The sequence below is a fragment of the Kocuria rosea genome (genome assembly GCF_006094695.1).
GTDB lineage: Bacteria > Actinomycetota > Actinomycetes > Actinomycetales > Micrococcaceae > Kocuria > Kocuria rosea.
In genome coordinates this window covers 2,220,624-2,233,882 of record NZ_CP035103.1, presented here as the reverse complement: position 1 = coordinate 2,233,882, position 13,259 = coordinate 2,220,624, and the positions used below count along the sequence as shown (strand labels likewise).

The 13,259-nt window shown below is 70.7% G+C and carries 13 protein-coding genes; 10 read left to right on the top strand and 3 right to left on the bottom strand.

Annotated elements, in window-relative coordinates:
* Window positions 1-88: 88 nt before the first annotated feature.
* Window positions 89-985, top strand: a complete 897-nt coding sequence (locus EQG70_RS10410) for a heme o synthase (RefSeq protein WP_017832795.1) — start codon at window positions 89-91, stop codon at window positions 983-985.
* Window positions 986-1,056: 71 nt separating this feature from the next.
* Entirely contained in the window at window positions 1,057-1,974 is a 918-nt protein-coding gene (locus EQG70_RS10405; RefSeq protein ID WP_017832794.1) for a dihydrodipicolinate synthase family protein, read from the top strand.
* A gap of 5 nt (window positions 1,975-1,979) precedes the next feature.
* Here the strand turns inward: EQG70_RS10405 and EQG70_RS10400 are convergent, their stop codons facing one another.
* The 3 genes from EQG70_RS10400 to EQG70_RS10390 form a co-directional block, all read right to left on the bottom strand.
* On the bottom strand, window positions 1,980-3,005 hold the full coding sequence (locus EQG70_RS10400) for a COX15/CtaA family protein (protein WP_109268943.1): 1,026 nt from the start codon (window positions 3,003-3,005) through the stop codon (window positions 1,980-1,982).
* Window positions 3,006-3,124: 119 nt separating this feature from the next.
* On the bottom strand, window positions 3,125-3,913 hold the full coding sequence (locus tag EQG70_RS10395; protein WP_109268944.1) for an ABC transporter permease: 789 nt from the start codon (window positions 3,911-3,913) through the stop codon (window positions 3,125-3,127).
* Window positions 3,910-4,917: an ABC transporter ATP-binding protein gene (locus EQG70_RS10390; protein WP_109268945.1), complete on the bottom strand. Its 1,008-nt coding sequence runs from the start codon at window positions 4,915-4,917 to the stop codon at window positions 3,910-3,912. Before EQG70_RS10390 ends, EQG70_RS10395 begins: the two co-directional genes overlap by 4 nt.
* Window positions 4,918-5,149: 232 nt before the next feature.
* Here EQG70_RS10390 and EQG70_RS10385 point away from each other — a divergent pair, with 232 nt between their 5' ends.
* The 8 genes from EQG70_RS10385 (at window position 5,150) to EQG70_RS10350 (ending at window position 13,083) form a co-directional block, all read left to right on the top strand.
* Complete coding sequence (locus tag EQG70_RS10385; RefSeq protein ID WP_017832790.1) at window positions 5,150-5,947, top strand: helix-turn-helix transcriptional regulator; 798 nt, start codon at window positions 5,150-5,152, stop codon at window positions 5,945-5,947.
* On the top strand, window positions 5,940-7,394 hold the full coding sequence (gene sufB, locus EQG70_RS10380; RefSeq protein WP_035923965.1) for a Fe-S cluster assembly protein SufB: 1,455 nt from the start codon (window positions 5,940-5,942) through the stop codon (window positions 7,392-7,394). Before EQG70_RS10385 ends, sufB begins: the two co-directional genes overlap by 8 nt.
* A 166-nt stretch (window positions 7,395-7,560) precedes the next feature.
* A complete protein-coding gene (gene sufD / locus EQG70_RS10375) occupies window positions 7,561-8,760 on the top strand; it encodes a Fe-S cluster assembly protein SufD (RefSeq protein ID WP_043739415.1) in 1,200 nt (399 codons plus the stop codon).
* A 61-nt stretch (window positions 8,761-8,821) separates the two neighbouring features.
* Window positions 8,822-9,583, top strand: coding sequence for a Fe-S cluster assembly ATPase SufC (gene sufC / locus EQG70_RS10370; protein WP_017834303.1), 762 nt, complete (start codon window positions 8,822-8,824; stop codon window positions 9,581-9,583).
* A 39-nt stretch (window positions 9,584-9,622) separates the two neighbouring features.
* Window positions 9,623-9,979, top strand: coding sequence for a metal-sulfur cluster assembly factor (locus EQG70_RS10365; protein WP_035923963.1), 357 nt, complete (start codon window positions 9,623-9,625; stop codon window positions 9,977-9,979).
* Between the two features lie 133 nt (window positions 9,980-10,112).
* Window positions 10,113-10,904, top strand: a complete 792-nt coding sequence (locus tag EQG70_RS10360; protein WP_109268946.1) for a ZIP family metal transporter — start codon at window positions 10,113-10,115, stop codon at window positions 10,902-10,904.
* 81 nt (window positions 10,905-10,985) lie between these two features.
* A complete protein-coding gene (locus EQG70_RS10355) occupies window positions 10,986-11,708 on the top strand; it encodes an NYN domain-containing protein (protein ID WP_017834300.1) in 723 nt (240 codons plus the stop codon).
* 685 nt (window positions 11,709-12,393) lie between these two features.
* Window positions 12,394-13,083, top strand: a complete 690-nt coding sequence (locus tag EQG70_RS10350; protein ID WP_017834299.1) for a DUF6994 family protein — start codon at window positions 12,394-12,396, stop codon at window positions 13,081-13,083.
* Window positions 13,084-13,259 lie beyond the last annotated feature (176 nt).

Sequence of the window (13,259 nt, the reverse complement as noted above, 5' to 3'; positions counted from 1 at the left end):
CTCACTCGAGACGTCGGGACCCGCAGGACGAGCCGTCCTCGGCAACGGGCACACGGGTGATGCGGCGGCCCCCCGCAGCGAGGGACGGATGACGGCCTCCCGGAAGGTGCGGGCCTACGTGGCCCTCATGAAGCCGCGGATCATCGAGCTGCTGCTCGTGGCGACCGTGCCGACCATGATCTTCGCCCAGCAGGGCATGCCGAACCTCTGGCTCATCCTCAACACCCTCGTGGGCGGCACGCTCGCGGCGGGTGCGGCCGGCGCCTTCAACTGCTACATCGACCGGGACGAGGACCGGGTGATGAAGCGCACGGCCAAGCGCCCGCTGGTCACCGGAGAGGTCACCGACCGCGAGGCCCTCGTCTTCGCGTGGGTCCTCACGGCCGTGTCGGTCGCCTGGCTCACGATCGGGGTCAACGTGCTCGCCGGCGCCCTGGGTGCGGCGGCCATCTTCCTCTACGCGGTCTTCTACTCGATCGTGCTCAAGCGCCGCACCGCCCAGAACATCGTCTGGGGCGGGGTCGCCGGGTGCATGCCGGTGCTGATCGGGTGGGCCGCCGTGACGGGCGGCCTCGACTGGCCCGCGCTCGTGCTGTTCCTGTTCATCTTCCTGTGGACCCCGCCGCACTACTGGCCGCTGTCCATGAAGTACGCCGACGACTACTCCCGCGCCGGGGTCCCCATGCTGGGCGCCGTGGCCGGGGCCCGCACCGTGGGCAGCCAGGTGGTCCTCTACGCGTGGGCCACGGTGGTGTGCTCGCTGCTGCTCGTCCCCGTCGGCGGCGCCGGCTGGGTCTACGCCGTGACCGCCCTGGCCTCGGGCGCCTGGTTCGTGGGCCACAGCCACAAGCTGCACGCCCTCGCGGTGGCCGGCCGGCCCACGGACAAGCAGGCGATGCACGTCTTCCACGGCTCGATCGCCTACATCACCTTCGTGTTCCTCGCCCTGGCCGTCGACCCGTTCGTGGGCGGCCCCGTCCTCTGAGCCCGACGGGGCCGGCGGGCCCCGCGGCGCCCGCGTCCGGCCGGGGGACCGGCCGGACCTAGGATGGTCGCATGCTCAGCATGACCTTCACCGGGCTCGTCGCCTACCCGATCACACCCTTCCAGCAGGGTGGCCGCCTGGACCTGGAGTCCTTCGGGCGCTACGTCGGCCGGCTGTCCCGATCGGGCGTGGACGCCCTGGTGGTCCTGGGCAGCTCGGGCAGCTTCGCGTACCTCTCCGGGGAGGAGCGGGCCGAGGTCGTGGGCGTCGCCGTGGAGGCCGCCCGCGGCTCCGGGGTGCCGGTGGGGGCGGGGATCTCCGCGATGACCACCCGCGAGGTCCTCGAGATGGCCTACGCCGCGGAGAACGGCGGGGCGGACGGGCTCGTGCTCAACCCGCTGTCCTACATCCCGCTCGTCTCCCAGGAGATCGCCGACCAGGTGGAGACGGTCTCGGCGGCCGTGTCCCTGCCGCTGTGCATCTACAACAACCCGACGACGACGGGCTTCACGTACCCGGTGGAGCTCGCCGCCGAGCTGTCCTGGCTGGAGAACGTCAGCGCGTTCAAGGACACCGCGGACTCCCCGGCGGACCTCGCCGCACGGCGGCACCGGTTCGCCGAGCTGGCGGAGCCGGGGACGGCCCACGGGGTCAGCGGGGAGCGGCTGCTCCACGAGGCGGCACCGGACGCCGCGGCCTGGCACTCCGGGATCGCCGCGGTGCTCCCGCGCCAGTACGCCGCCTTCCGGGCCGCGGTGGTCTCGGGCGACGACCGCGCGGTGCGCACCTGGCAGGCGGCGCTGACCCCGCTGATGGAGATCCTGCGCCAGGAGCGGCCCCTGAGCTCCCTGTACGCCCTGGCCGAGGTGTGCGGCGTCAGCACGGCCCCGCCGCGGCGGCCGCTGCTGCCGATCCCCTCGGCCAGCCGGCAGCGCCTGGCCCAGGCCGTCGAGGAGCTGCTCGACGAGGCGCCCGACGAGCGGGCCTGAGGGCCTCAGCCGCGGGACGGGGCCTCGGCCGGCTGCGCCCGGTCGGTGCTGCGCAGCACCGGGGCCGGGGTGCGGGTGACCGCGAAGCCCTTCTCCACGGTGCGGGCCGTGGCCCAGATCAGCACCGCGGAGCCCACCAGGTGCAGGGCCACGGCGACGATCGGCACGCCGTTGAAGTACTGGTAGTAGCCGATGAGCGCCTGCAGGACCAGCGCGGCCAGGAGCACGTTGAGGCTCGAGGCCAGCGGCACGGGCCACCGGTGCCGGCGGGCGAGCACGAGGCCGAGCACCACGGCCGCGACGATCAGGTACACGGGGACCGCGTGGGCGCGGGTGACGAGGTAGGCGTCGAACGCGTGCCGGGCGGTGGTGTCGTCCCCGGCGTGCGGGCCGGTGCCCGTGACCAGGGTGCCCAGGTAGAGGATCAGCGCGGTGAGCACCCCCAGGCTCACCATGAGCCCGCGGACGGTCCGCCGCTGCCCGTAGGCCTGGCCGGGGCGCTCGGCGTCCCGCACGGCGGGCAGGGAGCGCCGCCGGGTGCGGTTGACCAGCACCGTGGCCAGCGCGATCATCGCCCCGGAGATGAGGTAGTGGATGCCCACGATCCACGGGTTGAGCCCGGTGAGCACGGTGATCCCGCCGACCACGGCCTGCAGCGGGATGCCGAGACCCAGCAGCAGGGCGATCCGGAAGAGGTCGCGGTGCTCGTGGCGCAGCCGGAGCACGGCCAGGAACGTCAGCACCGCCACGGCGGCCAGCAGGAAGGTCAGCAGCCGGTTGCCGAACTCGATGAGGCCGTGCATGCCCATCTCGGGGGTGTTGGTCCAGGACTCGTCCGTGCACCGGGGCCAGGTGGGGCAGCCCAGGCCCGAGCCGGTCAGCCGGACGAGCCCGCCGGTGAGGATGAGCACGGAGTTCGCCACCAGCGACGCGACGGCGAGCCACCGCACCCACGGGGTGATCCGGCTCGGCAGCAGGCCGCCGCCGTGCTCGCGGACGTCGACGTCGCTGGGGTCGCTGGCGCGGTTCATGAGTTCACTTCCGGACGGGGTCGGTGCGGCGGGGTCTCCGCGCCCAGTTTATCCGCCTCCGCGGCCCCCGGGTCCCGCCGGCCGGGACGGGCCCTCGGGGCCGGGTCCGGACCGGCGGCTCAGCTCCAGCGGAACCAGCGCACGGCTCCGGCCCAGGCGGCGGCGGCCCAGACGAGGAGCACCAGCACCGGCAGCGGCGTGGGCGCCCCGGTGAGGAACGTCTCGCGCAGGGCGGTGCCCAGCGCGCCGGAGGGGAGCACCTCCACCATCCAGGTGAGCCCCGCCGGCAGCGTGCTCGAGGGGAACAGGGTGCCGCCCACGGCGGCGAGCAGCACCCACACGAGGTTGGTGACGGCGAGGGTCGCCTCGGCGCGCACCGTGCCGGCGAGGAGCAGCCCCAGCCCGGTGAACGCCGCGGCGCCGAGCAGCAGCACCGGCACGGAGACGAGCACGACGGCCGCGTCCGGGCGCCAGCCGAGGGCCGCGCCGAGCGCGGCCACCAGCACGTACTGCACCACGAGCACCGCGACGATCGCGAGCAGCTTGCCGGCGATCAGCCCGCCGCGGCCCAGGGGAGTGGTGGAGAGGAAGCGCAGGACCCCGTAGCGGCGGTCGAAGCCGGTCTGGATGCCCTGCCCCGAGAAGGCGTTGGAGAGCACGCACAGCGCCAGCACGCCCGGCACGGCGACGTCCACGCGGGAGGCGCCGGCCGGGACGGCGGCGTCCAGCAGATCGGTGAGGGTCAGGGCCACGAGGGCCATGAGCGGCAGGATGACCAGCAGCAGCAGCTGCTCGCCGTTGCGCAGCACGGCCCGCGTCTCGTAGCGGGCCTGGGCGGCCACCCGGCGGGCCAGGGAGGCGGGCTCCGGGCGGGGGGCGGTGGCGGTGGGCAGGGCGGGGGCGGTCATCGGATCTCCCGTCCGGAGATGTCGAGGAAGACGTCCTCGAGGGTGCGCGGCTGGAGGGACAGGGACTCGGGCAGCGTGCCGGTCGCGGTGAACCACCGGGTCACGGTCTCGAGCATCGGGGGCGTGAGGACGCCGGTGAGGGTCACGGTGCGGTCGGCGCGGTCCGCCCGGACGCCCTCGAACCCGGGGCCGTCCCACGGGAACGGCCCCGCGCGCAGCTGCTCCGGGGCCAGCGTCAGCACGAGCACGGCAGGGGCGTCGGCGCCGGGGGCCACCAGGTCCGCCACGGACCCCTGGGCCATGACCCGGCCGTGGTCCACGATGTAGACCTGGTCGGCGAGACGCTGGGCGTCGTCGAGCAGGTGCGTGGTGAGGATGATGCACACCCCCTCCCGGCGCAGCTGCTGGACGAGGTCGAAGACGATGTTGCGGGACTGCGGGTCCATCCCGGCCGAGGGCTCGTCGAGGAAGAGCACCTCCGGGTTGCCCGCGAGGGCCGCCGCCAGGGCCACGCGCTGGCGCTGGCCGCCGGAGAGCCGGCGGACCACGGTGCGGTCGAAGCTGCTGATGCCGAGCCGCTCCACGAGCTCGTCCATGTCCCGGGGGCTGCGGTAGAGGGACGCCACGTGCCGGAGCAGCTCCAGCGGGCGCACCGCCTGGGGGAGCCCGCCGTCCTGGAGCATCACGCCCACGCGGGCGCGCAGCGCCGGGCTGGCCCGCCACGGGTCCTGCCCCAGCAGCCGGACAGTGCCGCCCGTGGGCCGCTGCAGCCCCTGGGCGCACTCCAGGGTGGTCGTCTTGCCCGCGCCGTTGGGGCCCAGCAGCGCCGTGATCTCGCCGTGCCGCGCGGTGAGGGACAGGCCGTCGACGGCGTGCACCACGTCGGCGCGCGCCGCGCCCGGTCCGGCCGGGCGCCGGGAGCGGCGCCGGCGGACCGGGAACTCCTTCACGAGGCGCTCGATCGAGAGCGCGGGCGAGGACGCGGGGGGACTCTGGGCGGGCACCGGACCAGTGTAGTGCGGGCGCGCCCGCGGCCCGGCCCCCTTGGCCCCACCGCGCCCCGGGGTTATTATGAGTAAGTCGTGATTCTTGGACGGAGCCCGGTAAGGCTCCACTTACTGGTCAGACCGGAATGAATTACGACATACTCCGGTTGTGTATTAGAAGCGTCCCTTGCGGGTCGCGCGCTGCAGCACGAGAGCCTCCACCCCCGAGCAGGAAGCGAACGGTTCACCCATGACTCAGACCACGGACGCCCGGAGCAGGTCCCGCTCCGGCCCGCGGGCGGAGCAGGAGGAGAACACCCGCTCGCGCGTGCTCGGCGCCGTCCTGGAGCACGGTCCCGTCTCCGCCGCGGACCTCGGCGAGATGCTCGAGCTGACCCCGGCCGCCGTGCGCCGGCACCTGGACGCCCTCGAGCAGCAGCACTTCATCGAGGTCACCATGGTCCGCCGCCGCAGCGGGGGTGCCGGCCGCCCCGCGCGGCGCTACGTCGTCGCCCCCGAGGGCCACGCCAAACTCGGCGACGACTACCTCGAGATCGCGACCGACGCGCTGGAGTCCATCCGCCGCATCGCCGGCCCGGACGCCGTGCACGCCTTCATCCAGGAGCGCGTGGACCGCCTGGAGGCCTCCTACCGCCCCGAGGTCGAGGCCGCCGGGGACGACGTCGCCGACCGTCTGCCCGTCCTGGTGCGGCTGCTCAGCCGCGACGGGTTCGCCGCCTCCACCAACGAGGTGGCCGTCGGCCGCGGCGAGTCCCGCACCATCGTCTCGGCGCAGCTGTGCCAGGGGCACTGCCCCGTGCGCGAGCTGGCCGCCCGCTACCCGCAGTTCTGCGAGCTGGAGACCGAGCTCATCGCCCGGCTGCTCGGCACCGACGTCCGCCGGCTCTCGACCCAGGCCGCCGGCGCGCACGTGTGCACCACGCACGTGCCCCTCACGCGGCCGGGACCCGCCGCGGCACCGACTTCCGTGGACCGCACCGCGGCCCGCGCCACAGACCAGACAACAGAGGAAGGCCGTCATGACTGACCAGATCGCCAGCGGCAACGACACTGTCATCGCCGACATCCTGGAGAAGAACCCCGAGCTCGAGGGCATCGGCACCTACGAGTACGGCTGGGCCGACTCGGACGTGGCCGGCGCCTCCGCGCGCCGCGGTGTCGACGAGGACGTCGTCCGGGACATCTCCGCGAAGAAGAGTGAACCGCAGTGGATGACCGACCTGCGGCTGAAGGGCCTGAAGTTCTTCGACCGCAAGCCCATGCCCACGTGGGGTGCGGACCTGTCCGGGATCGACTTCGACAACATCAAGTACTTCGTGCGCTCCACGGAGAAGCAGGCCGCCACCTGGGAGGACCTGCCCGAGGACATCCGCAACACCTACGAGAAGCTCGGCATCCCCGAGGCCGAGCGCGGACGGCTCGTCTCCGGCGTGGCCGCCCAGTACGAGTCCGAGGTCGTCTACCACCAGATCCGCGAGGACCTGGAGGAGCAGGGCGTCATCTTCCTCGACACCGACACCGCGCTCAAGGAGCACCCGGAGCTCTTCGCGGAGTACTTCGGCACGGTCATCCCCGTGGGCGACAACAAGTTCGCCTCCCTGAACACGGCCGTGTGGTCCGGCGGCTCCTTCGTCTACGTCCCCAAGGGCGTGCACGTCGAGATCCCGCTGCAGGCCTACTTCCGCATCAACACGGAGAACATGGGCCAGTTCGAGCGGACGCTCATCATCGCGGACGAGGACTCCTACGTCCACTACATCGAGGGCTGCACCGCGCCGATCTACAAGACCGACTCGCTGCACTCCGCCGTCGTGGAGATCATCGTCAAGAAGAACGCCCGCGTGCGCTACACGACCATCCAGAACTGGTCGAACAACGTGTACAACCTCGTGACCAAGCGCGCGATCGCCCACGAGGGCGCCACCATGGAGTGGATCGACGGCAACATCGGCTCGAAGGTCACCCAGAAGTACCCGGCGGTCTACATGACCGGCGAGCACGCCCGCGGCGAGACCCTCTCGATCGCGTTCGCCGGCGAGGGGCAGCACCAGGACACCGGGTCCAAGATGGTGCACATCGCCCCGAACACGTCGTCGTCGATCGTCTCGAAGTCCGTGGCCCGCAACGGCGGCCGCGCCGCCTACCGCGGTCTCGTGCAGGTGCGCGAGGGCGCCCACGGCTCGAGGTCCAACGTGGTCTGCGACGCCCTGCTGGTGGACACGATCTCCCGCTCCGACACGTACCCGTACGTCGACATCCGCGAGGACGACGTCACCATGGGCCACGAGGCGACCGTCTCGCGCGTCTCCGAGGAGCAGCTGTTCTACCTCATGCAGCGCGGGATGGCCGAGGACGAGGCCATGGCGATGATCGTGCGCGGGTTCGTGGAGCCGATCGCCCGCGAGCTGCCCATGGAGTACGCGCTCGAACTCAACCGCCTCATCGAACTGCAGATGGAAGGATCCGTTGGCTGACATGTCCAAGCTGAACGAAACGATTCGCAACGCCACGGAGGCCGCCGCCTCCGCGGCCACCGCGGTGGCCGACAAGGCCGTCGGCGCGGCCAAGGACGCCTACGGCAACCTGGGCGAGAAGGTCGACGGGGTCCGCACCGGGGAGGGGCGCGTCGCCATCCCGGGCATGGACCTGGAGGGGGAGCGGCTGGCCCGCGACAAGGTCGAGAACGACACCCTGGTGCGGCACACCGCCCACGGCGACATCTCCGGCGTGCCCGACTCCTCGCGGGCCGGGCGGCGCACGTCCTACGACGTCGCCGACTTCCCGAAGCTCACCGGCCGGGAGGAGGACTTCCGGTTCACCCCGCTCAAGCGCCTCAAGGGGCTGCACGCCGACGCCCTGACCGGCCCCGCGCCCGCGGTGACCGTGGACTCGGACGCCGTGCGCGTCGAGACCGTGGGCCGGGACGACGCCCGCATCGGCAGCGCCGGGATCCCCGAGGACCGCGTCTCCGCCAACGCGTGGAGCAGCGTCACCGAGGCCACGGTGCTCACCGTGCCGCAGGAGACCGAGGTCGCCGCGCCCGTGCTCGTCGACATCCACGGCTCGGACGCCACCCCGGCGGCCCAGCACCTCGTGATCGACGCCCAGCCCTTCTCCAAGGCCCTCGTGGTCCTGCGCCACCACGGCAGCGCCGTGCTCTCGCAGAACGTCGAGTTCCGGGTCGCCGACTCCGCGAACCTCACCGTGGTGACCCTCCAGGAGTGGGACGACGACGCCGTGCACGCCTCCTCCCAGCAGGCGCGCCTCGGCCGGTCCGCGACCTTCAAGCACGTGCTCGTCAGCCTCGGCGGCGACCTCGTGCGGGTCACCCCGTCCACCCGCTTCGACGCCCCGGGCGGCTCCGTGGAGATGTACGGGCTGACCTTCGTGGACGCCGGCCAGCACCTGGAGTCCCGGCTGTTCGTGGACCACTCCCAGCCACACTGCACCTCGCGGGTGACCTACAAGTCCGCGCTGCAGGGCGAGAACGCGCACGGCGTGTGGATCGGCGACGTCCTCATCCGCGCCACCGCGGAGGCCACCGACACCTACGAGCTCAACCGGAACCTGATCCTCAACGACGGCCCGCGGATGGACTCCGTGCCGAACCTGGAGATCGAGACCGGCCTCATCACCGGTGCGGGCCACGCCTCCACCACGGGCCAGCTGGACGACGAGCACCTGTACTACCTCATGTCCCGGGGCATCCCCGAGGACGAGGCGCGCCGGCTCGTGGTCCGCGGATTCCTCTTCGAGATCATCCAGCAGATCGGTGTCCCGGACATCGAGGAGCGGCTGCGCGGGTCCGTCCAGGACGAGCTCGCCTCCGCGAACTACTGATCCGCCGCGCCCGCACGCACCCTTCCGACCCCAGACTTTTTCGACCACAGGAGAACCATCCATGGCAACTCTCGAGATCAAGGACCTGCACGCGTCCGTCGTGCTCGACGACGAGACCACCAAGCCGATCCTCAAGGGCGTGAACCTGACCATCACCTCCGGTGAGGTCCACGCGATCATGGGCCCCAACGGCTCCGGCAAGTCCACGCTGGCCTCCACCATCGCCGGGCACCCCAAGTACGTCGTCGACTCCGGCGAGGTCCTCCTCGACGGCCAGAACGTCCTGGAGATGTCCGTGGACGAGCGCGCCCGCGCCGGGCTCTTCCTGGCCATGCAGTACCCGGTGGAGATCCCCGGCGTGACGACCTCCAACTTCCTGCGCACGGCCAAGACCGCGATCGACGGCGAGGCCCCCTCGCTGCGCACGTGGACCAAGGACGTCAAGGCCGCCATGGAGCAGCTGAAGATCAGCCCCGACATGATCCAGCGCAACGTCAACGAGGGCTTCTCCGGCGGCGAGAAGAAGCGCCACGAGATCCTCCAGCTCGAGCTGCTCAAGCCGAAGATCGCCCTGCTGGACGAGACCGACTCCGGGCTCGACGTGGACGCGCTCAAGGTCGTCTCCGAGGGCGTCAACCGCGCCCTGGAGACCAACGACATGGGCGTCATGCTCATCACCCACTACACCCGCATCCTGCGCTACATCAAACCGCAGTTCGTGCACGTGTTCCACGACGGCCGCGTGGTGGACGAGGGCGGTCCCGAGCTCGCCGAGCGGCTCGAGAACGAGGGCTACGACCGCTACCTGGCCCCCGCCAAGTAAGCGGCTCCGACCCCACCAGCTTTCGAAAGGAGGCCAGCGATGGCCGACACCCCTGCTGAGACCACCGCCGACCCCGCGACCGCGGGCCGGCCCTCCGCCGAGGAGGTCGAGGAGGCGCTCAAGAACGTCATCGACCCCGAGCTCGGCGTCAACATCGTGGACCTGGGCCTGCTCTACGGCTCCAAGTGGGCCGAGGACGGCGCCCTGGTCCTCGACATGACCCTGACCACGGCCGCGTGCCCGCTGCAGGACGTCATCGAGGAGCAGTGCGCGCAGAACCTCGACCCCATGGTGGACGAGTGGCGCGTCAACTGGGTCTGGATGCCGCCGTGGGGTCCCGACCGGATCACCGAGGACGGCCGCGACCAGATGCGGGCCCTGGGCTTCAACATCTGAGTCCTCCTCCGCACCGACGCTGCCCCGCCCACCTCGCAGGAGGTGGGCGGGGCGTCGTCGTGCCGCGCCCCGTTCGATAAGTAACCTTGCGAATTGTGGGTGCGCCGACGCCGCGCGCTCCTACACTGCCGTCATGGGCCAGACCTTGCTCTTCGGGATCGTCGCCTCGAGCGCGCTCGTCATCGGGGCGCTGGTCGGCGTGCGCTTCGAGCTCCCCAAACGCCTCCTCGCCATCCTGCTGTCCTTCGCCGCGGGCGCGCTGATCACCGCGCTGGCCTTCGAGCTGTTCGAGGACGCCTACGAGCGGGGCGGAATCTGGCTCGCCGTCATCGGTCTCTTCGCCGGCGCCGTGGTGTTCACGGCGCTCAGCGCCCTCCTGGACCGCTGGGCGCAGCCGGGGCCCGCCTCCGCGGACGCGGAGCAGCAGCAGGGCAGCGTCAAGCTGGACACCGACGCCGCCGCGGACGAGAGGGCGCCGACGGCCGCCTCCACCGGCGGCGCCGCGGGGCTGGCGCTGCTGGCCGCCGTCACCCTGGACGGTGTGCCGGAGAACGTGGCGCTGGGCGTCTCGCTCACCGAGGGCACGGGTGGGCTGGCCCTGCTCGCGGCGATCTTCGTGTCCAACCTGCCCGAGTCCCTGGTCGGCGCGGCGTCCATGCGCGAGCAGGGCATGTCCCGCGGCAAGGCCGTCCTGCTCTGGTCGGTCTGCGCCGTGCTCCTGGTGGTGGCCGTGCTGGTCGGCGCCGGTCCGCTGGCCGGCAGCGACCCCGAGACGATCTCCCTGCCGCTCGCCTTCGCCGCCGGCGCGGTGATCGCGTCCCTGGCCGACACCCTGATGCCGGAGGCCTACGAGCACGGCGGGCCGGCGGTGGCCCTGAGCACGGCGGCGGGCTTCGCCCTGTCCTTCGCCCTGTCCCTGGCCTGAGCACCGCTCGGCGCTCCCCGGGGGGCGTCACGCCGCGCGTCCCGTGCTCCGCTCGAGCCCGGTCCGTGGCAGAGTCGACGCGTGAACACCGACGAAAAGCGCATCGCCCTGCTCATCGACGCCGACAACGCACCGGCGGCCAAGATCGACGTGGTCCTCGCCGAGGTGGCCCGCCACGGCGCCGCGAACGTCCGGCGCGCCTACGGCAACTGGAAGAGCCCGCACCTGCAGCAGTGGGAGGCGGTGCTGCACGCGTACGCGATCCGGCCGATCCAGCAGTTCGCCTACAGCACCGGCAAGAACGCCTCGGACATGGCCATGGTGATCGACGCCATGGACCTCCTCTACGCCGGATCGGTCGACGGCTTCGCGATCGTCTCCAGCGACGCCGACTTCACCCCGCTGGTGATGCGGATCCTCACCGACGGGCACAAGGTCTACGGCTTCGGCCAGCGGCAGACGCCGGAGCCGTTCATCAACGCCTGCTCGCAGTTCACCTACGTGGAGAGCCTGGGCGAGCCCGCCGAGGAGAAGCCTGGGGAGGCGCCGGCGGCCGCGCCGCAGCAGGCGCTGCGCGGGGACGCCCGGCTGGTCAGGATGCTGCGGAGCGCGGTGGACGCCGCCAGCGGCGACGACGGCTGGGCGCACCTCGGCGCCGTCGGCCAGCAGATCGGCAACCAGGCGTCCTTCGACTCCCGCAACTACGGGTACCGCAAGCTCAGCGACCTCATCGAGGCCACCGGCCTCTTCGACGTCCGCCGGCAGAACCCGGGCGTCCAGGTGCGGGACAGCCGCCGCCGCTGACCGACGACGGTGCACCCACCTCGGCAATCTCGCTACTCTTTAAGACACCGTCCACCAGATGAAATCCATATGCGGCGTGTGGTCGGCGGCACAGGCGCGCTTGTTTTGCTATTGTGATTGACAAGTGGAGCCTTCAGGTTCCTTTGTGGCCGATCGCTGTTAAGCGTGAACCGCGTACCGGGCAGGATATGAGCCCGCCGAGTGCGACAAGTCGAGGAATCGTCATGTCGGAATGCTCGAAGATCCATTACGCCAGCCGTCGGACTGCTGTGGTTGCGATGAAGGCAATAGCCCGCGGTTACGCAAATCGCGGCCTCGATGGCCCCAAAGGGGCGTACTTCTGCAGTTCGTGCCGGTGCTGGCATCTGACATCCAAGCCGGGGATGCAGACTCCGCCATGGGAGAGGCCAAAAGTCCGTCGCTGAACGCGGCACGTCCGTGCCACCAGCTTTAGGAACCCCACTAGTCGTCTACCCACCGTAAGCGCCCCAAAACCAAGCCGATGGTGTTGCGACCAAGCGAGACAGACGCTGTCGCATCTGCTCAGTATTCGTCCGGCGTCGACAAGGCTTCGGATTTCCGTGTTGAGGACGGGTCCGCGTGGCCGCGCAGGTTGCTATTGATGTAGGCCCCATGCCACTACTGTGACCCTTAACCGTGCATTTGCATCGAATGGGGGTACCACATGACCGCAGGCGTCGATACGTCCTTCGACTACCACTCAGACACTCCGGCCGGCAAGGATCCTGACTCCTTCAGCTCCACCCTTCGCAAGCATCACCAACTGCTGTGGAGCAAGGAGCTGCCCTCCGGCGCACGCTTCGACCTGGCACCTGAACCCCGCTCTTACCTCGCGCACCGATCCCCTTTGGGGGTCTTTCGTCTTTCCAGCGACGCCATCACCACCCGGCTGCGGAAACGGGCGTCCCGCGTCCTGCGCGACATCCCGGACAACGAGCTGCCTGAGTGGCGCGGCTACACAGCCGGAAGCACCCTGGTGTTCCCGGGTATCAGAATCGGTGGAAAGCAGAACATCAATGGTGCGCGTGGATTCAATGGCAAGATCGCCGACCGCTTCGACCTGACCTTGGAGTGCATTCGGCGTCACTACCTCCGTGAGCCGAGCCCCCTCGCAGATGTCCTGCACAGGTATGCAGATTTCTTCGCCCTGTTCGAGGACTTCTCCGGGTACGTCGAATTCTTCCTGCTTCAGGACCTCGTCGAGGAGGACGGCGAAACTATCCGGTTCTTCCACCGGTTCGAGGACTTCCGCACCCCGGCCGTACCGAAAAACGCTGACGAATACCTCAATTATCTGCGGCTCAGCAACGATTTCATCACCTCCCGTAACCGCAGGATCGACGCACAACCCTAGAGGCGCAACACGTGAACACCGAGCGGTCCGGTCCCTGCGGCGGAACGAGCCCCTCTCGCCGCCGAAGCCCTGCAATTTGAAGTCGTAGCATTTGGGCAAGCCAGGCCAACATGGAAAGAGTCGATGGCGCGCGACCAGCTCGGCAAGCCGAGTCAGGTGTACCGCCATCCGCGGTT

Coding starts and splice junctions, on each gene's coding strand:
- sufB (WP_035923965.1), top strand. CDS start 5,940: ATGACTGACCAGATCGCCAGCGGCAACGACACTGTCATCGCCGACATC.
- sufD (WP_043739415.1), top strand. CDS start 7,561: ATGGACCTGGAGGGGGAGCGGCTGGCCCGCGACAAGGTCGAGAACGAC.
- EQG70_RS10400 (WP_109268943.1), bottom strand. CDS start 3,005: ATGAACCGCGCCAGCGACCCCAGCGACGTCGACGTCCGCGAGCACGGC.
- EQG70_RS10360 (WP_109268946.1), top strand. CDS start 10,113: ATGGGCCAGACCTTGCTCTTCGGGATCGTCGCCTCGAGCGCGCTCGTC.
- EQG70_RS10410 (WP_017832795.1), top strand. CDS start 89: ATGACGGCCTCCCGGAAGGTGCGGGCCTACGTGGCCCTCATGAAGCCG.
- EQG70_RS10365 (WP_035923963.1), top strand. CDS start 9,623: ATGGCCGACACCCCTGCTGAGACCACCGCCGACCCCGCGACCGCGGGC.
- EQG70_RS10395 (WP_109268944.1), bottom strand. CDS start 3,913: ATGACCGCCCCCGCCCTGCCCACCGCCACCGCCCCCCGCCCGGAGCCC.
- EQG70_RS10350 (WP_017834299.1), top strand. CDS start 12,394: ATGACCGCAGGCGTCGATACGTCCTTCGACTACCACTCAGACACTCCG.
- EQG70_RS10385 (WP_017832790.1), top strand. CDS start 5,150: ATGACTCAGACCACGGACGCCCGGAGCAGGTCCCGCTCCGGCCCGCGG.
- EQG70_RS10405 (WP_017832794.1), top strand. CDS start 1,057: ATGCTCAGCATGACCTTCACCGGGCTCGTCGCCTACCCGATCACACCC.
- sufC (WP_017834303.1), top strand. CDS start 8,822: ATGGCAACTCTCGAGATCAAGGACCTGCACGCGTCCGTCGTGCTCGAC.